Source organism: Paenirhizobium cremeum, from assembly GCF_047553425.1.
GTDB lineage: Bacteria > Pseudomonadota > Alphaproteobacteria > Rhizobiales > Rhizobiaceae > Allorhizobium > Allorhizobium cremeum.
The window spans coordinates 40,040-60,300 of the sequence record NZ_CP180217.1 but is presented as its reverse complement, the minus strand read 5'-3'; the positions used below and the strand labels follow the sequence as shown (position 1 = coordinate 60,300).

The window sequence follows — 20,261 nt, the reverse complement described above, 5'->3', positions numbered from 1 at the left end:
GAACGTCGGCGGTAATCTTTTCTTCGTAAACGAGGAAAGGAAAGTCTTATGTACGCTCGCAAAACGACGCTTGCCGCTCTTGCGACCGCGCTGCTTGTCAGCGCCTCCTCCGGTATCGCGCTCGCGCAAAGTGGCAAAGGTTCCGGACCGATGGACGGCCCCTGCGGCCCACGCCCGATGATGATGCGCGGACCGGCCGGTATGTTCATCCATGGGCTCCAAGAATTCGACGCCAACAAGGATGGCAAGATTTCGAAGGATGAAGCCAAGGCCGGCTCCGACACGCTCTTTGCCGCTATCGACGCGGATAAAGACGGCAACCTGACGCCCGGCGAATTGCGCAAATACCGCGAAGCCCGCACGGAAGCCTGGAAAGCTTCGATGCCAAAACCGCCGGCCGCCGAAGATGCGGACAAGGCGCAGGCGCCTGCACCTCAGGACGATGCCTCGACCGCGCCCCCGCCTCCCCCGGACGACATGGCGGATGACGACGACATGGGCATGCCGAACGGTCCTCGCGATTGCGGTCCGCGGGACGGCAAGGGCCCGCACGATGGCAAGGGCTGGAGAGACGACAAGCCGCGCTTCGGCCGGCATGACGACCGCGACGGCCCCGATCGTAATCGCCCGCGCGACGAGATGGGTATGGGACCGATGGGGCATCACGGGATGCGCCGCATCATGGCCCGGATGGATACCGACGAGAACGGCCAGATCAGCAAAGCGGAAGCAGCAGCAGCGACCGACAAGCTCTTCGACCGGTTCGACACGAACAAGGACGGCTTCATCTCCGCCGACGATTTCCCGGCCGGGCCGAAGATCCTGCCCTGACAAAATCCGATCAGGGAACAAAGGAAGCCGCCAGACATCTGGCGGCTTTCCGCATTTCTTGAGTTCACTTCACCGCGACATCGTGGGTGTGTTCATAGCGGTCCGCGATGATCTTCCATGCCTCCTCTGCCGTCTCGACAAAATGGAGAAGCTTCAGGTCATCGGGCGCGATGGTGCCGAACTCGGCAAGCGCCTCGAAATTCACGATCTTGCGCCAGAATTTTTCGGCGAAGAGGATAAGCGGGATCGGTTCCATGCGCTTTGTCTGGATCAGGGTCACGGCCTCGAAAAGCTCGTCGAGGGTGCCGAAGCCGCCGGGAAAGATCGCGATAGCCTTCGCGCGCATCAGGAAGTGCATTTTCCGGATGGCGAAATAGTGGAAATTGAAGCTCAGTTCCGGCGTCACGAAGGCGTTGGGCGCCTGTTCGTGCGGCAGGACGATGTTTAGACCTATGGTCGGTGCGCCAACCTCGGCGGCCCCACGGTTGCCGGCTTCCATCACGCCCGGTCCGCCACCGGTGACGACCACATATTCCTGGTGATTGTGGAGAGCCGCATGCTCTCCGCAGAGACGGGCGAACTTGCGCGCTTCCTCGTAGTAGATCGACGCTGCCTCAAGATTGGCTTTCTGGGTTTCGTTGCGGGCCGCCCAGGCGCTTGCGCCGGGCGCGGGAATGCGCGCACCGCCAAACATGACGATCGTCGACTTGATGCCGCGCTCAGTCAGGATCATCTCCGTTTTCAGAAGTTCGAGTTGAAGCCTGACGGGTCGTAACTCTTCACGGCAGAGAAAATCGTCATCGAGATAGGCCAGCCGGTAGGAGGGCGATTCCGATTGCGGGGTCCGTGGGATGCCGGCCACGCGGCTGCGATCCGTCTGACTGCTCTTCAGCGTCTTCCAAACCCCGTCGTCCTGCCGATGCCGACCGTTGCGCAGCTTTGCCATGCTTCATGCCTTTCTTTGCCTTACCTGGACGCGAATGCGCCGGCGGCAGTTTTCAACCCCGGGCGAATACGCTAGATCAGTGCCGGTTCCCCGATTGAGAATTCGGATATCGTCCGTTTCCACGATAGACAACGAAATTTAAGGAAATCAAATGAACGCCACGGATATCAGCGCCCTCGAAAAGGTCATCGAAGCCGCCTTCGACAATCGCGATACGGTCACGACGGCGACCAAAGGCGAAATCCGCGATGCCGTGGAAGCTTCGCTGGAACTGCTGGACAGCGGCAAGGCACGCGCGGCGACCCGGGGAGCGGACGGCACCTGGACCGTCCATCAGTGGCTCAAAAAGGCGGTCCTGCTCTCCTTCCGCTTGAACGACATGGGCGTCGTCAAGGGCGGCCCGGGCGCTTCCACCTGGTGGGACAAGGTTCCGTCCAAGTTCGAAGGCTGGGGAGAGGAACAGTTCCGCTCGGCCGGCTTCCGTGCGGTTCCCAACGCCGTGGTACGCCGCTCGGCCTATGTCGCAAAGAACGTGGTGCTCATGCCCTCTTTCGTCAACCTCGGTGCCTATGTCGATGAAGGCACCATGGTCGACACCTGGGCGACGGTCGGCTCTTGCGCGCAGATCGGCAAGAACGTGCATCTATCCGGCGGCGTCGGCATCGGCGGCGTGCTGGAACCCCTGCAGGCCGGGCCGACCATCATCGAGGACAACTGCTTCATCGGCGCCCGCTCCGAGGTCGTCGAGGGTTGCATCGTCCGCGAGGGCTCGGTGCTCGGCATGGGTGTCTTCATCGGCAAGTCGACCAAGATCGTCGACCGCGCGACCGGCGAGATCACCTATGGGGAAGTCCCGCCCTATTCCGTCGTCGTTGCCGGCACCCTGCCGGGCAAGTCCTTCCCGAATGGCGAACCGGGACCGAGCCTTTACTGCGCGGTGATCGTCAAGCGCGTCGACGAGAAGACACGCTCCAAGACCGGCATCAACGAACTGCTCAGGGACTGATTTCCATGCTCGCTGCGGCCCGCCGGCCGACTGTCGCGTGGCTGTTCTTCAGCCCGTCCGGCCGGGCGGGCCGGCAGACCTTCATTCTCGGCTGGCTGTTCTGGCTGATGCTGAATTCCTTTGCCCTGGCAAAACTGGCGCTCGTTCCGGAAGACGACGATCTTCTGCCGCTCTACAGCCTGATGTTCCTTTCGAGCATGGGCTGTTCCATCGTGTCGGCGATGATGCTGAGCATCAAGCGGCTGCACGACATGGGTATGCCGGGATTAATCGCGCTTCTGATCCTGGTGCCGGCACTGTCCCTGGTGATGCTTCTCGTGCTCTGCCTCTGGCCGTCGGCACGCAAAGCCAATACCTATGGAGGAGCGACCGACTGGCCGCAGACGTGAAGCCGCCTTCGGTGGTGACACAAGGCAACCGATCGGATAAATCTGCCCGATCTTCTTTCGTGCCCGGTCCCCTGTTTACAGTTCCGGGCTGCATCCAGCGCAGTATGTCATGATCGCCACGAATCCTGTCGACGTCCTTCAAGCCCTTATCCGCTGCCCCTCAGTAACGCCCGCCGAAGGTGGCGCCCTGACCGCGCTGCAACGGTTTCTCGAGCCGCTGGGTTTCAAGGTCTCGCGCGTTATGGCGCACGAGGACGGCACGCCCGACATCGAGAACCTCTATGCCCGTCTCGGAACAGACGGCCCGCATCTGATGTTCGCCGGGCATACGGACGTGGTCCCTGTCGGCAACGAGGTGGCATGGAGCCATCCACCATTTGCCGCGGAGATTTCCGATGGCATGCTCTACGGTCGCGGGGCGGTCGACATGAAAGGCGGCATTGCCTGCTTCATCGCGGCGCTTGCACGGCTGGTCGAGGAGAAAGGCGCGCCGAAGGGTTCTGTCTCGCTGCTCATCACCGGTGACGAGGAAGGCCCCGCGATCAACGGCACGACAAAGCTGCTCGAATGGGCGACTGCGCAAGGCGAACGCTGGGACGCCTGCCTCGTCGGCGAGCCGACCAACCCGGACCAGCTTGGCGACATGGTCAAGATCGGCCGTCGCGGCTCCATTTCCGGCACGGTGACCGTGCATGGTGTGCAGGGCCATGCCGCCTATCCGCATCTCGCCGACAATCCGGTGCGCGGCGCCATCAAGCTGGCCGAGGCCCTGATGCACCCGCCCTTCGATCACGGGACGGACAACTTCCAGCCGTCGAACCTCGAGGTGACCTCGATCGATGTCGACAATACCGCGACCAACGTCATTCCGGCGAGCGCCGTCTTCAAGTTCAATATCCGCTTCAACGATACCTGGTCGGCGGAAAGCCTGCAGACCGAGATCCTGCGCCGGCTCGATGCCGCCGCGGCCGATACGACGTTGCGCCCCGGTCGCGAGCCTATCCGATACGACATCGTCTGGTCCGAACGCCCAAGCCAGGTTTTCCTGACCCGCAACAATGCCCTGATTGCGTCACTTTCCGATGCAATCGAGAAAGTCACCGGCGCCACGCCGCAGCTTTCAACGACGGGCGGGACTTCCGATGCGCGCTTCATCAAGGACTATTGCCCAGTGGTGGAGTTCGGCCTCGTCGGGCAGACCATGCACATGGTCGACGAGCGTGTGGCGGTAGAGGATCTCGAAACATTGACCCGCATCTACCGTACCTTCATCGAACAATGGTTTGCGAATGCCATCGCTTAAGGAGGTCGAGACCTACCTGACCGGACTTTGGCTCCTGTTCCGACAGGACCCGCGAGGCTTCGCCTTTCTCGATCTTTCGGATCGCGGCGCATTGCGCTCCTTCTGGGCGGCAGCCTGGGCATTGCCGACCACGATCATATCCTTTCTCTGGTGGCGCAGCACTTTTCTCGAAACGCTTCCCGAAGGCGCCGAGGTCGGAACGCTCTTCTTCTTTCGCCTGACGTTGGTCGAGTTCGCCAACTGGATCGTGCCGCTGGTGCTTGTCGGCTTTCTGTGCTGGATGGTGGGGATCGGCTCGAAATTCTCCGCCGTCGTGGCAATCGCCAACTGGATGGCTTTGCCGGTATCCTATGCCTATGCGACACTCGTCGTTCTGATGATGCTTTTCCCGGCAATCGACACCCTGGTTGCCCTCGCCTGGCTCGGCTTGATGCTTGCCTTCGTGGTCAGTCTTTTTCGCATCTTCCGCATGGTGTTCGGCAATCACATCCTGACGATCTCGACCATCACGATGGTGTTGCTTGTGCCCTCGATGATCTTGTCGGAGATGCTGGAACGCTTTCTCGGGGTCTTTCCCGGCTGACCACCGCTCCGGCTCCCAGCCGCTTATTCGTCGCCGGGGTAATCCACCTTCAGAAAGAACAGGCCTTCAGGCGGCGCGACCGGCCCACAGGCCGAACGGTCGCGGGCATCCAGTGCCGCGCGCACATCCTCAGGCGTCATTTTGCCCTCGCCAGCCAGCTTCAGGGTACCGGCGAAGGACCGGATCTGGTTGTGCAGAAAGCTCTGCGCCGAGGCCCGGATTTCGATCAGCTCGCCGGTTCGCGTCACATCCAGCCGATCCAGCGTACGCACCGGGCTTGTCGCCTGACAGTGCGCCGAGCGGAAGGTGGTGAAGTCGTGGTGGCCGACAAGCGTCTGGGCTGCGGCATGCATCGCTTTATGGTCGAGTGGTTTCGGCACCCACCAGGCACGCTCGGCCTCCAATGCGAGGCGGGCGGGTCGGGTGATGATACGATAGAGATAATGCCTGCGCATCGCGGAGAAACGGGCGTCGAAAGCCTCGTCCACGGCGGCGACATCGAGAACGGCAACCCGTTCACCCGCCAATGCCAGATGAGCGTTGAGCGCGTTGCGAAGCTTGTAAGGCACCCAGGCACGTGCAAGGTCGACATGGATAACCTGGCCAAGCGCGTGAACGCCGGAATCGGTCCTGCCGGCACCGCGAATCGAAACGGTTTCCCCGGTCAGAGATAGTACTGCGTTTTCCAGCGCGCCCTGAACGGACGGACCGTTTTCCTGTCGCTGCCAGCCGACATAGGGTGTGCCGTCATATTCGACGGTCATACGAAAACGGGGCATCAGGAAAGCACCGAGCCGGCCGCGACCGGCGTGCCCCGCAGGAATTCGGCAGCGTCGAGCGGCTTGCCGCCCGCTTTCTGCAGGCGCATCAAGCGCACGGCACCGGAGGAACACGCAACCGCCAGTGCATCGTCAAGCACTGTTCCCGGTGCGCCTGCGCCATCCGCCATGGTCGAGCCGAGGACCTTCACCCGTTCCGGCCTGCCGTTCAGTTCGATTTCAAACCAGGCGCCGGGGAAAGGCGAAAGACCGCGAATGTGATTGTGAACAATCTCGGCCGGCCTGTCGAAATCGATCCGGGTCTCCGCCTTGTCGATCTTCGCGGCATAGATCACGCCATCTTCCGATTGCGGCATGGTCTCGAGCGTGCCGCCTTCCAGCCTGCCCATGGCCTCAACCATCGCCTCCGCCCCGACATCGCGTAGCCTGTCGTGCAGTTCGCCGGCGGTCATGTCAGGGCCGATCTTCACCCTGCGGGTCAATGCCACGGGGCCTGTGTCGAGCCCCCTGTCCATCTTCATGACCATCATTCCGGTCTCGGCATCGCCCGCCATGATCGCCCGCTGGATCGGAGCGGCCCCTCGCCAGCGCGGCAGGAGCGACGCATGGCCGTTGAACGCGCCGAGCCGGGTGCCCGTGAGGATCGCTTCGGGCAACAGCAGCCCGTATGCCACCACCACGGCGACATCGGCGCCGAGTGCACGGAATTGCTCGCGATCTTCCTCCGCCCGGAAATTCGGCGGATGCCGGACGGGGATGTCGAGCTTTTCGGCGGCAAGATGTACGGGGGATTTCTGCAGATCGAGCCCACGCCGCCCGCCCGGTCGCGGCGGCTGAGTGTAAACGGCAACGATATCGTGGCCAGCGGCAGCCAGCGCCTCCAGCGTTGCGACCGAGAATTCCGGAGTTCCCATGAAGATAATGCGCAGTGCCATTGCCGTTCAGCCTCCGTCGATCACGCATGTCCGCCGCATTCGCGGTCAACGAACCATGAGATGGCTCAGAGCGCCTTCTGCTTGGCCGCCTTGGTGAACTTCTTGATGACCATATCGCGCTTCAAGCGAGAAATGTGATCGATGAACAACACACCGTTCAGGTGGTCGATCTCGTGCTGCAGGCAAGTTGCCAGCAGGCCATCGGCTTCGGTGATCTGCTCCTTGCCGTCGCGGTCGAGCGACCTGACGGTGACAAGCGCGGGACGCTCAACCTCGGCATAATAATCCGGAATAGACAGGCAGCCTTCCTCGTAGACGGAGCGTTCGTCCGAACTCGTCAGGATTTCGGGATTGATGAAGACGAGCGGCTTCTTTTCTTCGCCTTCCCGGCTGACATCGATCACCAGCATCCGGCGAGGAACGCCAACCTGGATGGCGGCCAGCCCGATGCCCGGCGCATCGTACATCGTCTCAAGCATGTCGTCGGCAAGCCGGCGCACGTCGTCATCGATGCGCTCGACCGACGCGGAAACCTGGCGCAGAAGGGGATCGGGAAGGATAATGAGGGGCTTGATGGTCATGGCCTCCCATAGCCGATCTTTTCCCCATATGGAATCGAAAAACGCGGGACGTGCCCGCGTTTGAAGAGCTTCGGAGACCGTTGCACCTTCACGCCGCGCGGGCACGGATGACGCGCTCTTCCCCGGGCTTGGTGCGAATGCGAATTTCGCCAAGCAACTCGACAAGTCCCGCCACCTCGTGGCGGAGACGCTGGGTTTCCGCCGAGGTCTGCTCGACCATGGTGCTGTTCTCGTGGGTCAGCAGATCGATGCTGTGCGTCGCCTGATTGACCTCGCTCAGGCCGGTCGCCTGATCCTTGGCCGCACCCGCAATATCCGAGACGATGGCATGCACCGCATCGATGCGGGAGATGATATCGCCAAGAGCCGTGCCGGTATTGGAGACGAGGCCGACGCCTTCATTGACCTGATCCGAGCTTTGCGAGATCAGACGCTTGATCTCCTTGGCGGCATCGGCGCTGCGCTGTGCCAATTGGCGCACTTCCTGCGCCACGACGGCGAAACCTTTTCCCGCATCACCCGCCCTTGCAGCCTCGACGCCGGCATTCAGCGCCAGCAGGTTGGTCTGGAACGCGATCTCGTCGATGACACCGATGATCTTGGAAATCTCGGCGGAGGATTTTTCGATCTCTGCCATCGCCGAAATGGCATCCGAAACGACTTCGCCGGAGGTTCGGGCCTGCTGCTGTGCCTCCTTTACAGCCTCGGAGGCGCGCTGCGCGTTGGCGGCGGTCTGGCTGACGCTCACCGACAATTGCTGCAGGGCGGTCGAGCTTTCCTGGATGCCGGCGGCCTGTTTCGTGGTTCTCACTGCGATTTCGTCAGAGGCATTGGCAATCGTTTCCGTGCCATCGAGGATCTCCTCGGATGCACGGCGGATCGAGGCGAAGGACTCGCTCAGGCGGACGACGGTTTCGTTGTAGTGCTGGGCCATTTCCTTAAAATTGTCCGGCAGATCGGCAGACATCCGATTTTCGAAATCGCCGCGGGCGAGCGCCTCCAGACCATGGCGAAGGTGTTCCATCGCCAGGCGCTGGTCGGCCTCGAACCTCTCGCGCTCCTCTTCCAGCCGGTGACGCTTCTCGTCGAGAGCGTCCAGGTAGACCGAGATCGAATAATCCATGTCCAGCATGGAGGCCTTTATCAGCGCGGCGAGCTTTTCGCCGAGCGCCGCCGCATGCTGCTTGCCGAAGGGAAATGGCCAGTGCTTCTTCAGGACACCGGAGACGAGTTCCGTCATCAGCATGGAGTAGCCGCCGATATACCATCGCGGCTCGAGGCCCGTGCGGGCATGCGCCATGCCCACGGCTGTTACGCCCTTGACATAATCGGCGGTAAATCTGCCGCTGGAAAGCTTGTCCCAATGACCGATCTGGGCGTTCTTGGCAGCATCCATGTGCCCCTTGTCGCGGAAGAAACGCTTCAGCTTCGGGGTCGCGGCCACCTTGGCATAAAACTTGTCGAGAGCGCCGCCGATAATTTCGGCAAGCGTCGGGCGAAGGGAACTCAGCGTATCGCAGGTCCTCTGGTCAAGCTCAAGGAAGGCAAGCCGCTCGGACAGATTGTCATCGGGGTTTATATTTTTCATCGTCTCGCCACGATTTTTCAAGCTCCCCCAGGAAGCTCATGAATGTCATCAATATGAGACGAGCATTCGTGAAAATCCTAAACGACCGATGAACAAGGCCGAACAAAATTGACAAATTCGAAGCCCGCGGCATGTGGCCACGCCCTTCTCTTTCCCAGTGTCAGCCCGCCCTGCGATATGCCGGATGGTCGCCGGCGTGACGATAATGAACGTTGTCCTCAACAGCATCAGCATTGCGGGTCCGGAAGCCGCGCAGGGCGGTCACCAGTCGTTCGACCTCATCCTTGAGGGTCGCGGTCTGGGCCGAGGTCTCCTCCACCATGGCCGCGTTCTTCTGGGTAATCGTATCCATCCCGCCGATGGCGGTATTGACCTCGTGAAGACCGCTCGACTGATCAGCGGCAGCGGAAGCTATGCCAGCCACGATCCCGTTGATCTCGTCGATCCGGCCGATGATCTTGTCCAGAGCCTCGCCGGCATTGTTGACGAGCCCGACACCGGTCTGAACCTGGGAGGAGCTTTGCGAGATCAGGCCCTTGATCTCCTTAGCAGCGCTTGCGCAACGCTGCGCGAGTTCGCGAACCTCCTGCGCGACGACGGCAAAGCCACGTCCAGCCTCACCGGCGCGGGCGGCCTCGACGCCGGCATTCAACGCCAAGAGGTTGGTCTGGAAGGCAATCTCGTCGATCACGCCGATGATCTTGGAGATTTCGTCGGAGGATTTCTCGATCGCCCCCATGGCGCTTACGGCATTCATCACGACATCGCCGGAAGCCCGCGCCTCATTGAGCGTGAGACCTACGACCTTTGCCGCCTTCTGAGCGCCCTCGGCGCTCAGCGTGACGTTCTGGGTCAGTTCATGCAATGCGGCGGTGCTTTCCTCGAGACCTGCGGCCTGCTGTTCGGTTCGCTGGGCGAGATCGTCGGACGCATCCGAAATCGCGGCGGTGGAGCGGAGAATTTCTTCGGCGGCGCTGCGCACCGTCTCTATGGTCGAGCGCAGTTTCTCTACCGACGCATTGTAGTCGGATGCCATGCCGACAAAATTCGGTGGCTGCTCACTGGAAAGCTTGGCCTCCAGGTCACCGTTCGCGAGCTTGGTCAGCACATCGCTCAGGGAGGCGAGGGCAACCGCCTGCTCCTGTTCGGTCCGAATGCGCGCCTCGTCGGCGGCCTTCCGCTCCGATGCCAGAATGTCGAGATAGACGGTGATGGAATAGTCCATGTCCAGAAGTGCTGCCTTGACCAGGACACCCACTTCCTCGGCAAGTGTCTGAGCTTCCTTTCGGGCAAAGCGCGTTGGCCAGCGTTCGCGGATTACGGCGTGGATCAATTGCTCGACGAGCACGGCATATCCGCCGATGTACCAACGCGGCTCCAGGCCGATACGGGCATGGGCCTTGCCGACGGCCACGACGCCTTCGACGTAACGTTCGTCGTATTGGGCATTGGCGACGACGTTCCAATGCCCCTCCTGCCTCTTCTTTGCACCCTGGATATGGTCTTCACTGCGGAAGAATGCGGCGGTTTCCGGCGTGCTGCGAACCTTTTTGTAGAAGATATCAAGCGCCGGACCGATGTTTTTCGTGATGGACGGCACCAGTTTGCGCAGGGTATTCTTTGCCTTTTCATCGAGACCAAGAAAGCTCAGGCGCGCCGCCAGCGCGTCTTTTTCGTCCACCTGTTTCATTATCATCCCCAGCTCGAAAAGGACTTGGATATGAGGCGTCGTGCACCTATCCAATTAGAATTTTATGAAATACCTTAATGGTAAACATTGTATTGCCCTAATATTTGAATTTTAGCATTTATTGCAATTCTTGCGTTCCGCCACTCTAGCGAGAACCCGAACCGAACGGCGGTTACGGCTACTGCTCCGGCCGCTCCTCCACAGTTTGTTCCCCATTTGATCTATCATCAATTCGGGAATCTGTTAGGATCGGGCAATGAACCAGATCGATACCTCGTTCCTCAATCCGTATCTCATCCACCTCACTCCGGCCATCGCGGTCATCTGCACGACCGCGATGCTGGCGCTGGTCGGCCTCGCATTGATGATCTTCCTGATACGGCGATCCAGCCGACTGCAGGCCGAGCGCCAACTGGAAGCCGACAGGCGCGAGGCGGCGGCCGAGGCAAGACTTTCCGAATTGCTGAAGGCACAAGCGGAAATGCAGGGACGGCTCGCCGCGATGTCGGAGGTTTTCGGCAACCGGCAAGCAGAACTGAACCAGGCAATCAGCCAGCGGCTTGACGGCATGACGCACCGGATCGGCGCGACGATCACCGAGCAAACCAAATCGACCCATGAAAATCTGCGCCACCTGCAGGAACGGCTTGCGGTCATCGACGCTGCCCAGAACAACATCCAGTCGCTCGCCAAGGACGTGGTCGGGCTGCAGGCCATCCTGTCAAACAAGCAGACACGCGGAGCCTTTGGACAATCCCGCATGGAGACGATCGTCGCCGACGGTCTGCCGATGGGCGCTTACAGTTTCCAGCCCACCTTGTCGAACGGCTATCGTCCCGATTGCACGATCCGCATGCCGAACGATGCCCCACCTCTTGTGGTCGATGCAAAGTTTCCGCTTGAGGCCTGGAACGCGATCCGCGAGGCAGAAACACCCGAATTGAAGAAAACGGCGGGGCAGCAGTTCCGTCGGGATATCGAAGTGCATATCCGCGACATTGCCGAGAAGTATCTCGTGGCCGGTGAGACCCAGGATATGGCTCTTCTGTTCGTGCCCTCGGAATCGATCTTCGCCGAAATACACGAGAACTTCGAGGCCGTGGTTCAAAAGGCCCACAGGCAACGGGTGGTCATCGTTTCCCCTTCGCTGCTCATGCTTTCGATCCAGGTGATCCAGGCCGTTCTGAAAGACCAGCGGATGCGGGAACAGGCACATCTCATCCAGGGCGAGGTCATCCATCTGATGGAAGATCTCGCCCGCCTGGACGAGCGGACAAGGAAGCTGCAGGCGCATTTCCTTGCGGCGCAGCGGGATGTCGACATGATCCTGACATCGGCGGACAAACTCAACAAGCGCGGCACTCGTATCGAAGCGATGGAGTTCGAGACTGCCGGCGGCGGGAACGTCGACGACAACGATCAAGCCGGCAAAGCGGTCGAAAGCCGCACGGGCTTCCTCAAGCTCAGGGTTGTTGACGAGGACTGAGCACTTCGTCCAAAAGGAGCGGAACGGAGGACGACAGTTCGATGATTACAGTATTCGGTTCCATCAACATGGATCTCATCGCCACGAGCCCCAGGCTTCCCAAGCCGGGAGAGACGGTCGGCGGAACCGGCTTCTCGACAGCGGCCGGCGGCAAAGGGGCCAATCAGGCTCTTGCGGCCCGACGCGCGGGGTCGACGGTGCGTATGGTCGGCGCCGTCGGCAGCGATCAGTTCGCCGAACCTGCCCTCCGCCTGCTCGATGAAGCCGGCGCGGATCTTTCGGCTGTAAAGCATGTGACGGAGCCGACGGGCACGGCGTTGATTATTGTCGGTGCCGACGGTGAAAACATGATCGTGGTCGTTCCCGGTGCCAACGGCACCGTCACAGCGGCCGACGCGCATAGAACGGTCGACAGCATGCAGGCTGGCGACATCCTGATGCTGCAAATAGAAGTCCCCGCTTCCGCCGTCGAAGAGGCCCTGATCGCCGCAAATCGGCGAAAGGTCACCACGATCATCAACATCGCGCCGCTGACTGCGGAAGCCGCCAGGCTTGGGCGCATGGCCGATATTGTGGTTGCCAACGAAACGGAGTTCGAGCGGCTTGCCGCCCGGGATGACATGAGCGCGGACGAGCGCGAGAAGGTCCTGCTGCAGTTGCATTCCGAAACAGGCCAGACGCTGATCGTCACGCTCGGTGCCGACGGCGTCATCGCGGCGCGAGACGGCAGGCTTTATCGCACGAAGGGGCTCGACATCACCCCGGTCGATACCGTCGGCGCCGGAGACACTTTCTGCGGTTACATCGCCGCCAGCCTCGACCAGGGGCTCGATTTCGAGCTTGCCCTGCGCCGCGCCGCAGTCGCGGGTTCACTCGCCTGTCTGAAGCCGGGAGCACAACCTTCGATCCCGGTGACCGAGGACGTCGCAAGGCACCTTTAAACCTCGAAGACGAAAAGACGCCAGCATCGCGGTTTACAAGAAAAACCATCCGTCCTTCAACGACCGTTAAACATTGGCGCATAGCTTCTCGGCAGATGAAGTGCGTTCCGGCATGACGCTAGACGCACACGTGCACCATGATGGCGCCGGAAATCCCCTGCTGTTCCGAGAACCCCCGGTCTCCCTTCGAGGTCCAAATGTTCAATTTCATCTCGCGCTCCATTGCTGCGAAACTTCTTATTGTTACCGGCGCCGCCATCGCCACGGTGCTTTTCCTTTCGAACTTCATCCTTATTTCCGAAACCCGAAGCCGCGTGTCCGGCCTGACGATGGATCAGGCGAATTCGGAAGCGAAGGCAATCGCCAACGGTGTTGCGAGCGACATCGGCGAGTTGGCAAGCGCCGCCCGGACCATGTCCGGCATCCTCGGTCGCGGCCAGTCTGAGAAGAGTTTCGACCGCAAGGGCGCGATCAACCTGCTGAAAGCCAATGTCGACCAGAACCCCTTCGCCTTCGGAAGCTGGTTCTGCGAGGAAATCAAGGCGTTCGACGGACAGCAGGAAACGGTTGCGGGCAATACCGAACTCGGCGCCAACGATCAGGGGGTCTTCACCCCCTACTGGTCCAAGGACCGTAACGGCAAGATCCAGTTTTCCACCTTCAGGAACGACTACAGCGCCGAATGGTATGCGCTGGCCAAGGCAAGCGGCAAGGGTGCGATCACCGCTCCATACATGACGCAGGATACCGATGTCCCCGTCGCGATGACATCGATCGGCTATCCCGTCTTTTCCGGGGACAAGCTGATCGGCGTTACGGGCGTCGACATCTCCCTTTCGTCGCTCTCGGAAAAACTGAAGGCCCTCCGTCCCTTCGAAACGGGTCGCGTCCTGCTCGTTGCCCAGGCCGGTCAGTGGCTGGTCGCTCCTTCGGACGACCTCATGATGAAGCCCTACGACACGACTGGCGCCGACGTTCTGAAGACGGCGCTCTCCTCCGGCAAGGCGGAACTCCTCTCCAACCTCCAGGCAGACGGCCAGGAAGGTTTCGACCGCCTCATCTACCCCTTCGCCGTTCCGGGTGTGAACACCAACTGGGCCGTCATCATCGATATTCCGCACAGCGCAACCGGCGCTGCCGTGGAAGCCCAGACCCTTACCATGATCATCGCCGGAATCATCGTGCTCGGCGCGGTGATGACCGCCCTCTTCTTTGCAGTCCGCTTCTTCGCCCAGAAGCCGCTCCACAGCCTGGTTGCCGACGTCGACCGCCTGAGCCAGGGCGAATACGGCGCTGCCGTGAACGGCCAGGAAGGGGCCGATGAACTTGGCCTTGTGGCAAAGGCGCTGGAGGGCTTCCGCCATCGCCTCGCGGAAAGCCGGACCGTTGCAGCCGAAGCCGAACGTCACCGCAACGCCGCCGACGACGAACGCCGCCGCTCCGAGCAGGAGCGCAACGAAACGGCAAGCGTCCAGCAGCACGTGGTTGCGGTTCTGGGCACCGGCCTTTCCGAGCTCTCACGCGGCAATCTGGGTTACCGCATCTCCGACGAGTTCCCCGGTGAATATGCGGGCCTGAAGCGCGACTTCAACGCAGCGCTTGCAAGCCTCGAAGGAACGATCGATGCGGTCAATGCGAGCGTAATCAACATCGGCAACGGCTCCGGCGAGATCGCCGACAGCGCAGCAGACCTTTCGAAGCGCACCGAACAGCAGGCGGCGAGCCTGGAAGAGACCGCCGCAGCGCTCAACGAGCTTACCGAGCAGGTCAACGCCAGCGCCGACAACGCCAATACTGCGGCGACGACGGTCAATCTTGCCTGTCAGGACGCGGAAAAGTCCGGGGAAGTGGTGCAGAAGGCCGTTGCCTCCATGCATGGCATCGCCCAGTCTTCGCAGGAAATCTCGCGGATCATCGGCGTCATCGACGAGATCGCCTTCCAGACGAACCTGCTGGCGCTCAATGCGGGCGTCGAGGCCGCACGCGCCGGCGAAGCCGGCAAGGGTTTTGCCGTCGTGGCCCAGGAAGTCCGCGAACTCGCCCAGCGTTCCGCCAATGCCGCCAAGGAGATCAAGACGCTGATCAACACATCCGGCGCGCAGGTCAAGGACGGTGTCGAGCTCGTCGGCCAGGCCGGCCAGACGCTGCACAAGATCGCCGAACAGGTCATGCAGATCAACGATCTGATCCGCCAGATTTCGGCGTCGGCAAGCGAGCAGGCTTCCGGCCTCAAGGAGATCAACTCGGCCGTCAACCAGATGGACCAGGTGACCCAGCAGAACGCCGCGATGGTCGAAGAAACCACCGCTGCCAGCATGACCCTGAAGAACGAGTCGGAAAACCTCAAATCGCTGGTTTCCCGCTTCTCCGTCTCGGGGGCAATAAACCCGGTCGCCGCCTTGCAGGCCGCCGCCCAGTCGATGCGCTCGCCCGCGCCGCGTCAGGTCGCCCCGGCCTATCAGCCGGCACCCAGGCGCACAGCGGCAGGCGGTGCGGCTGCTGCGGTCACGACGGACGACTGGCAAGAATTCTGAGCCATATCGCCTGCAGAAAACGAAAACAGGCCGCCGGAGCGATCCTGCGGCCTTTTTCATTCAACCGTCGCAACACGATCAAAGGCGGGCGAAGCGCTCGATCAGCAGATCGAAGAACCCGTCGGCATCGACATTGCGCATGACGCGAACGTTCGGCTGGCGACCGGAAACACGCCACCAGTCGACAACCGTCATGCCCATGGTCAGTTCCGACTGCGTTTCGATCTCGACATTGCAGTGACGGCCGGAAAAGAGTTCCGGCTTCAGCAGGTAGGCAATCACCGTCGGATCATGCAGCGGGCCACCATCGGAGCCGTATTTCTCCTCGTCGAAGCGCTCGAAGAACTGCAGCCAGTCCACCATCACCCTTGAGGGGCGGGTGCCTATCGCGGCAATCTTCGCCACGCGCGCCTTCGTCGTCAGCAATTGATGGGTCACGTCGAGCGGCATCATGACCACCGGAATTCCTGCGCCGAGCACGATGGCGGCGGCCTGGGGATCGACATAGATGTTGAATTCTGCGGCAGGTGTGATGTTTCCGCCTTCGAAAAAGCCGCCACCCATCATCACCAGCTCGCGGATGCGCGGTGCGATGTCCGGCGCCTTCTTCAGGGCAAGTCCGACATTGGTCAGCGGACCAAGCGTGCAGAGGGTGACCGTTCCCTCGTCTTCCCGCCGTAGCGTCTCAATGATGAAGTCCACCGCGTGCTGCGGCTCGACCATCATCTTCGGCTCGTCGAGTTCGGCGCCGTCGAGGCCCGTCTTGCCGTGAACATGTTCGGCGGTCACCAGCTTTCGCTCGATCGGATGCTCCGCCCCCTCATAGACGGGAATATCCGTCCGGCCGCACAGTTCGCAGACAATGCGCGCATTCCGACTCGTCAGCCGCAGCGGCACGTTGCCCGCGACCGTCGTAATGCCGAGAACCTCAAGTTCCTCGCCACTTGCGAAGGCGAGCATGAGTGCGGCCGCATCGTCCTGGCCGGGGTCGGTGTCTATGATAATCTTTCTGGGTTCGGTCATGATTGGGTCCTGATTTCCAAGGCCGGCCTGATGCCCGCGCCACTTGCCTTTGTCAAGGGTAAGCCCGCTTGCACGCAGGCTGGGCAGACACCATATAGTTCAGCAAGTATGCGGGCAGACGAGTGCCCGAAGCCGCTGCCCAAGGACCGCGATGAGCCAAACGAAAGCACCTGAACAGCCCCTGCCCGTAGGTTTCGAGACTGTACAGCGATCAGGCTCCCGAAACGGCCGCGCCGGAGACGGCTATCCTCCGTTCAACATCGAACGATTGCTCGTCGACGAGGTGGAGAGGCTGCGCATAACCCTCGCCGTGGCTGGCTTTTCGGAGGACGAACTGGAGATCATCCAGCAAGGTCGGGAACTTCTCATTCGCGGCCGGCATGCGGAGCGTGGCGAGCCCGTCTTCCTTTTCCGCGGCATCGCGGCGCGGCAGTTTCAGCGCATTTTTCTGCTGGCCGAGGGAATGGATGTCGAACGTGCACATCTGCGAAACGGCTTGCTGTCGATCTATCTCTTTCGTCCCGAACCGAAGCATGGAGAAAAGAAAATTAACATTTCCGCTTCACTATAGAATCAACGGCCTGAAACGCCGTAGCTCCCTCATCGGTGGAGGATCGGAATGTTACTGAGAGAAGCGAACGCACGGCTGACCCAAACCGAACTTGCCCATTTGGGTTCCGGAGAGGTCGGTTACATCCGGAAAATGCGTTCGGAAGAAGTGTCCCGCTGCTTCCCGGAAGCTCCCGATATCGATCCCAGCCTCGATCTATGGGCATTGTTCGGCGCCGACGGCACGCCGATTCTATTGACGGATAACCGTTCGAGCACCTTCTACAAGGCTGCGGAAGACGACCTGAAAACGGTCAGCCTGCACTGAAGCGCCGCAATCCGGCAAATCGCTCCAACGTCCAGGATCGACGTATCGCGCTTTGCGAAGATCATTCCGGTTTTCAGATCGATGCGGTAGCGCAACGACACATTCTGTAATCAGATCTTCCGGAAGGTAAGATAGGCCGACGAACGGCCTTCACGCTTGGCCTTCGCCTCGTAGCGCGTGCCGGGCCAGCCGGCAAACGGCGTCACCCAGTCCGTGCGATTGCGCGCCGTCCAGTCAAAACCGCCATGGTCCCGGCAGTGGATCAGCGTCCAGTTGACATAGGTATCGATGTCCGAGGCGAAGCAGAACAGCCCGCCCGGCTTCAGCACACGATAAAATCGATCGAGATTGACCTTGGAAACGAACCGGCGCTTCCAATGCTTCCGTTTTGGCCACGGATCTGGATAAAGCAGGTCGATCTGGTCCAGCGATGCCGCCGGAAGCCAATCCAGCAATTGCGTGGCATCGTTGTCGTAGACACGGATGTTGCGAAGTTCCTTCGTCTCCACTTCGGCCAGCAGCTTTGCCATGGAATTGACGAATGGCTCGACGCCAATGAAGCCCGTCGAAGGGGTCTCTCCGGCCCGGTGCACAAGGTGCTCGCCGCCGCCGAAACCGATCTCCAGACGCAGACGCTCAACGCGCGAAGGGAAAAGGCCCGCCAGATCTTCCGGCGCCGGTGCCTGAAGATCAATGCAGATCTCCGGCAGCAGGTGTGCCATGCGCTCGAGCTGCAGTTCCCGGAGGGGTTTTCCCTTGCGGCGACCGAAGAAAGCCTCGGTCGCCCGGCTGCGTCGTTCAGTTGGCGTCATTCCAGCATCAAGCCTTGATGGCTTCCTTGAGCGGCTTTACCAGATCAAGGCGCTCCCAGGAGAAGGAACCGTCGCGACCCGGCTTGCGGCCGAAGTGACCATAGGCAGCGGTCTTGGCATAGATCGGGCGGTTCAGATCGAGATGACGGCGGATACCGCTCGGCGACAGGTCCATGACCTTGCGGATCGCAGCTTCCACCGCATCTTCCGTCACCTTGCCGGTACCATGCAGGTCCACGTAGATAGACAGCGGCTGGGCAACGCCGATGGCGTAGGAAATCTGGATCGTGCAGCGATCGGCGAGGCCGGCGGCCACCACGTTCTTCGCAAGGTAGCGAGCGGCGTAAGCTGCCGAACGGTCGACCTTGGTGGTGTCCTTGCCCGAAAAGGCGCCGCCGCCATGGGGAGCTGCGCCACCATAGGTGTCGACGATGATCTTGCGACCGGTGAGGCCGGCGTCGCCATCCGGGCCACCGATCACGAACTTGCCGGTCGGGTTGACGTACCACTTGCAATCGTCAGCGATCCTGAGGTCGCCGAGCGCCTCGCGGATATAGGGTTCGACAACCGAACGAACCTTGGTCGAATCCCAGCTTTCGTCGAGATGCTGGGTAGAGAGAACGATCGAGTCGACTTCCGACGGCTTGCCGTCGACATAACGCACGGTCACCTGGCTCTTGGCATCCGGACCGAGCTTGGCAGCGTCACCCTCGCCCTTCTTGCGGGCGGCGGCGAGAAGCTGAAGGATCCTGTGCGAATAATAGATCGGAGCCGGCATGAGATCCGGCGTCTCGCGGCAGGCGTACCCGAACATGATGCCCTGATCGCCGGCACCTTCGCTGTTGCCGTGGTCGGCTGCCTTGTCGACGCCCTGGGCGATATCGGCCGACTGCGCATGCAGGAGAACGTCGATCTTCACCTTTTTCCAATGGAAGCGGTCCTGCTCGTAGCCGATATCCTTGATGGCCTTGCGCGCAGCAGCCTTGAACTTCGCCGGGTTGACCGCGGGATCGCCATAGGCGTCCTTGGCCACGGAGCCGTCCTTGTCCTTCTTCAGCAGGCTTGCCGGCAGCCGCACCTCGCCGGCAATCACCACACGGTTCGTGGTTGCCAGGGTTTCGCATGCGATGCGCACGGTCCAGGGATCGACGCCGGTCTTGGCAGCTTCGCGATAAACCAGGTCCACGATTTCATCGGAAATTCGGTCACAGACTTTGTCCGGATGACCCTCGGACACGGATTCGCTGGTGAAGAGATAATTAGCGCGCATTCGGGATTCCCCTCAAAGAATTAGCCGTGTCCTTGTTAGTCAGTTCGCGGCGGAAAAACAAGCGCACAACGACATAAATATATCTTTATGTGAGCAAGCGCCACCTTGAAGACAGAAAAAAAGCGGCCTCAGGGCCGCTCTCTTTCAACACGACTGAAACCAGGCTCAGTCGGCATCTGCCTCGGCTGCAAGCGCCTTCACCAGATCGACGATCTTGCGACGCACCTTGGGATCGGAAATCTTCACGAATGCACGGTTCAGCTGGAGACCTTCCGAAGAAGAAAGGAAGTCCACCACATAGTTCGAACTCGACGCTTCCGCCATGCCCGAAGCACCGGTCGACTGTTCGCCCGGAGCGTCCTCGAAGAAGAAAGACACGGGAACGTTGAGAATACTGGAAATATTCTGCAGCCGGCTCGCGCCGACACGGTTGGTGCCCTTTTCGTATTTCTGGATCTGCTGAAAGGTGATGCCGAGGCTTTCGCCCAGCTTTTCCTGACTCATGCCCAGCATTGTGCGGCGAAGACGAATCCGGCTGCCGACATGGATGTCAATCGGGTTCGGCTTCTTCTTATTCTCGATCATGTTTTGATCCTGATGATGATTGCATACTAATCATAAACCTTTCGTCCCAGGGAAGCCATAACGAGACGTTGTATTCGCCATCGCCGAACTTTAAGCATACGT

General features: G+C 60.8%; 20 protein-coding genes. 10 read left to right on the top strand and 10 right to left on the bottom strand.

The genetic code is table 11. The annotated features are described in order from the left end of the window. Positions 1–48: 48 nt before the first annotated feature. On the top strand, positions 49–831 hold the full coding sequence (locus tag ACLBKR_RS00300) for a calcium-binding protein (protein WP_113446946.1): 783 nt from the start codon (positions 49–51) through the stop codon (positions 829–831). Between the two features lie 64 nt (positions 832–895). Here the strand turns inward: ACLBKR_RS00300 and ACLBKR_RS00295 are convergent, their stop codons facing one another. Continuing rightward, positions 896–1,777: an LOG family protein gene (locus tag ACLBKR_RS00295; RefSeq protein ID WP_112827723.1), complete on the bottom strand. Its 882-nt coding sequence runs from the start codon at positions 1,775–1,777 to the stop codon at positions 896–898. A gap of 151 nt (positions 1,778–1,928) precedes the next feature. Here ACLBKR_RS00295 and dapD point away from each other — a divergent pair, with 151 nt between their 5' ends. The 4 genes from dapD (at position 1,929) to ACLBKR_RS00275 (ending at position 5,058) form a co-directional block, all read left to right on the top strand. After that, entirely contained in the window at positions 1,929–2,783 is an 855-nt protein-coding gene (gene dapD, locus ACLBKR_RS00290) for a 2,3,4,5-tetrahydropyridine-2,6-dicarboxylate N-succinyltransferase (RefSeq protein WP_113443785.1), read from the top strand. A 5-nt stretch (positions 2,784–2,788) separates the two neighbouring features. Next, positions 2,789–3,172, top strand: a complete 384-nt coding sequence (locus tag ACLBKR_RS00285) for a DUF805 domain-containing protein (RefSeq protein ID WP_113443786.1) — start codon at positions 2,789–2,791, stop codon at positions 3,170–3,172. Between the two features lie 109 nt (positions 3,173–3,281). Beyond that, a complete protein-coding gene (dapE, locus tag ACLBKR_RS00280) occupies positions 3,282–4,475 on the top strand; it encodes a succinyl-diaminopimelate desuccinylase (RefSeq protein WP_113457221.1) in 1,194 nt (397 codons plus the stop codon). Continuing rightward, positions 4,462–5,058 carry a hypothetical protein gene (locus ACLBKR_RS00275; RefSeq protein ID WP_112827719.1) on the top strand — a complete coding sequence of 199 codons (597 nt, stop codon included), beginning with the start codon at positions 4,462–4,464 and terminating at the stop codon, positions 5,056–5,058. Before dapE ends, ACLBKR_RS00275 begins: the two co-directional genes overlap by 14 nt. Positions 5,059–5,081: 23 nt before the next feature. Here ACLBKR_RS00275 and truA read toward each other — a convergent pair whose 3' ends face one another. The 5 genes from truA to ACLBKR_RS00250 form a co-directional block, all read right to left on the bottom strand. Then, positions 5,082–5,837, bottom strand: coding sequence for a tRNA pseudouridine(38-40) synthase TruA (gene truA / locus ACLBKR_RS00270; protein ID WP_113457222.1), 756 nt, complete (start codon positions 5,835–5,837; stop codon positions 5,082–5,084). Continuing rightward, on the bottom strand, positions 5,837–6,772 hold the full coding sequence (gene fmt / locus ACLBKR_RS00265; protein ID WP_414900199.1) for a methionyl-tRNA formyltransferase: 936 nt from the start codon (positions 6,770–6,772) through the stop codon (positions 5,837–5,839). The genes truA and fmt overlap by 1 nt, the downstream gene beginning before the upstream one ends. Positions 6,773–6,837: 65 nt before the next feature. Continuing rightward, positions 6,838–7,353 carry a peptide deformylase gene (def, locus tag ACLBKR_RS00260; protein WP_112827716.1) on the bottom strand — a complete coding sequence of 172 codons (516 nt, stop codon included), beginning with the start codon at positions 7,351–7,353 and terminating at the stop codon, positions 6,838–6,840. An 88-nt stretch (positions 7,354–7,441) separates the two neighbouring features. Continuing rightward, positions 7,442–8,941 carry a methyl-accepting chemotaxis protein gene (locus ACLBKR_RS00255; protein ID WP_414900197.1) on the bottom strand — a complete coding sequence of 500 codons (1,500 nt, stop codon included), beginning with the start codon at positions 8,939–8,941 and terminating at the stop codon, positions 7,442–7,444. 160 nt (positions 8,942–9,101) lie between these two features. Continuing rightward, positions 9,102–10,637: a methyl-accepting chemotaxis protein gene (locus ACLBKR_RS00250; RefSeq protein WP_414900195.1), complete on the bottom strand. Its 1,536-nt coding sequence runs from the start codon at positions 10,635–10,637 to the stop codon at positions 9,102–9,104. A 250-nt stretch (positions 10,638–10,887) separates the two neighbouring features. Between ACLBKR_RS00250 and ACLBKR_RS00245 the strand changes: the two genes are divergently transcribed. The 3 genes from ACLBKR_RS00245 to ACLBKR_RS00235 all read left to right on the top strand — a co-directional run bounded on the left by ACLBKR_RS00245 (position 10,888) and on the right by ACLBKR_RS00235 (position 15,592). Then, positions 10,888–12,117: a DNA recombination protein RmuC gene (locus tag ACLBKR_RS00245; protein WP_113486039.1), complete on the top strand. Its 1,230-nt coding sequence runs from the start codon at positions 10,888–10,890 to the stop codon at positions 12,115–12,117. Positions 12,118–12,158: 41 nt separating this feature from the next. Beyond that, positions 12,159–13,058, top strand: a complete 900-nt coding sequence (locus tag ACLBKR_RS00240; RefSeq protein ID WP_113486038.1) for a ribokinase — start codon at positions 12,159–12,161, stop codon at positions 13,056–13,058. A 197-nt stretch (positions 13,059–13,255) separates the two neighbouring features. Then, positions 13,256–15,592, top strand: a complete 2,337-nt coding sequence (locus ACLBKR_RS00235) for a methyl-accepting chemotaxis protein (RefSeq protein ID WP_113446954.1) — start codon at positions 13,256–13,258, stop codon at positions 15,590–15,592. Between the two features lie 78 nt (positions 15,593–15,670). Here ACLBKR_RS00235 and ACLBKR_RS00230 read toward each other — a convergent pair whose 3' ends face one another. After that, a complete protein-coding gene (locus tag ACLBKR_RS00230) occupies positions 15,671–16,615 on the bottom strand; it encodes a nucleoside hydrolase (protein ID WP_414900191.1) in 945 nt (314 codons plus the stop codon). Between the two features lie 151 nt (positions 16,616–16,766). On the opposite strand from ACLBKR_RS00230, the gene ACLBKR_RS00225 reads away from it, so the two are divergent. Together ACLBKR_RS00225 and ACLBKR_RS00220 are read left to right on the top strand one after the other, a co-directional pair. Then, complete coding sequence (locus ACLBKR_RS00225; protein WP_414900189.1) at positions 16,767–17,186, top strand: Hsp20 family protein; 420 nt, start codon at positions 16,767–16,769, stop codon at positions 17,184–17,186. A 48-nt stretch (positions 17,187–17,234) separates the two neighbouring features. Beyond that, positions 17,235–17,492 carry a DUF1150 family protein gene (locus tag ACLBKR_RS00220; protein ID WP_112827708.1) on the top strand — a complete coding sequence of 86 codons (258 nt, stop codon included), beginning with the start codon at positions 17,235–17,237 and terminating at the stop codon, positions 17,490–17,492. A 110-nt stretch (positions 17,493–17,602) separates the two neighbouring features. On the opposite strand, the gene trmB is transcribed toward ACLBKR_RS00220, so the two are convergent. The 3 genes from trmB to ACLBKR_RS00205 form a co-directional block, all read right to left on the bottom strand. Then, positions 17,603–18,304, bottom strand: coding sequence for a tRNA (guanine(46)-N(7))-methyltransferase TrmB (gene trmB, locus ACLBKR_RS00215; protein ID WP_112827707.1), 702 nt, complete (start codon positions 18,302–18,304; stop codon positions 17,603–17,605). Between the two features lie 7 nt (positions 18,305–18,311). Further along, the gene (gene metK / locus ACLBKR_RS00210) at positions 18,312–19,574 is read right to left on the bottom strand and encodes a methionine adenosyltransferase (RefSeq protein ID WP_414900187.1); all 1,263 of its coding nucleotides are present in this window, start codon (positions 19,572–19,574) and stop codon (positions 18,312–18,314) included. A gap of 165 nt (positions 19,575–19,739) precedes the next feature. Beyond that, positions 19,740–20,159 carry a helix-turn-helix domain-containing protein gene (locus ACLBKR_RS00205; protein ID WP_112827705.1) on the bottom strand — a complete coding sequence of 140 codons (420 nt, stop codon included), beginning with the start codon at positions 20,157–20,159 and terminating at the stop codon, positions 19,740–19,742. Positions 20,160–20,261: the final 102 nt, after the last annotated feature.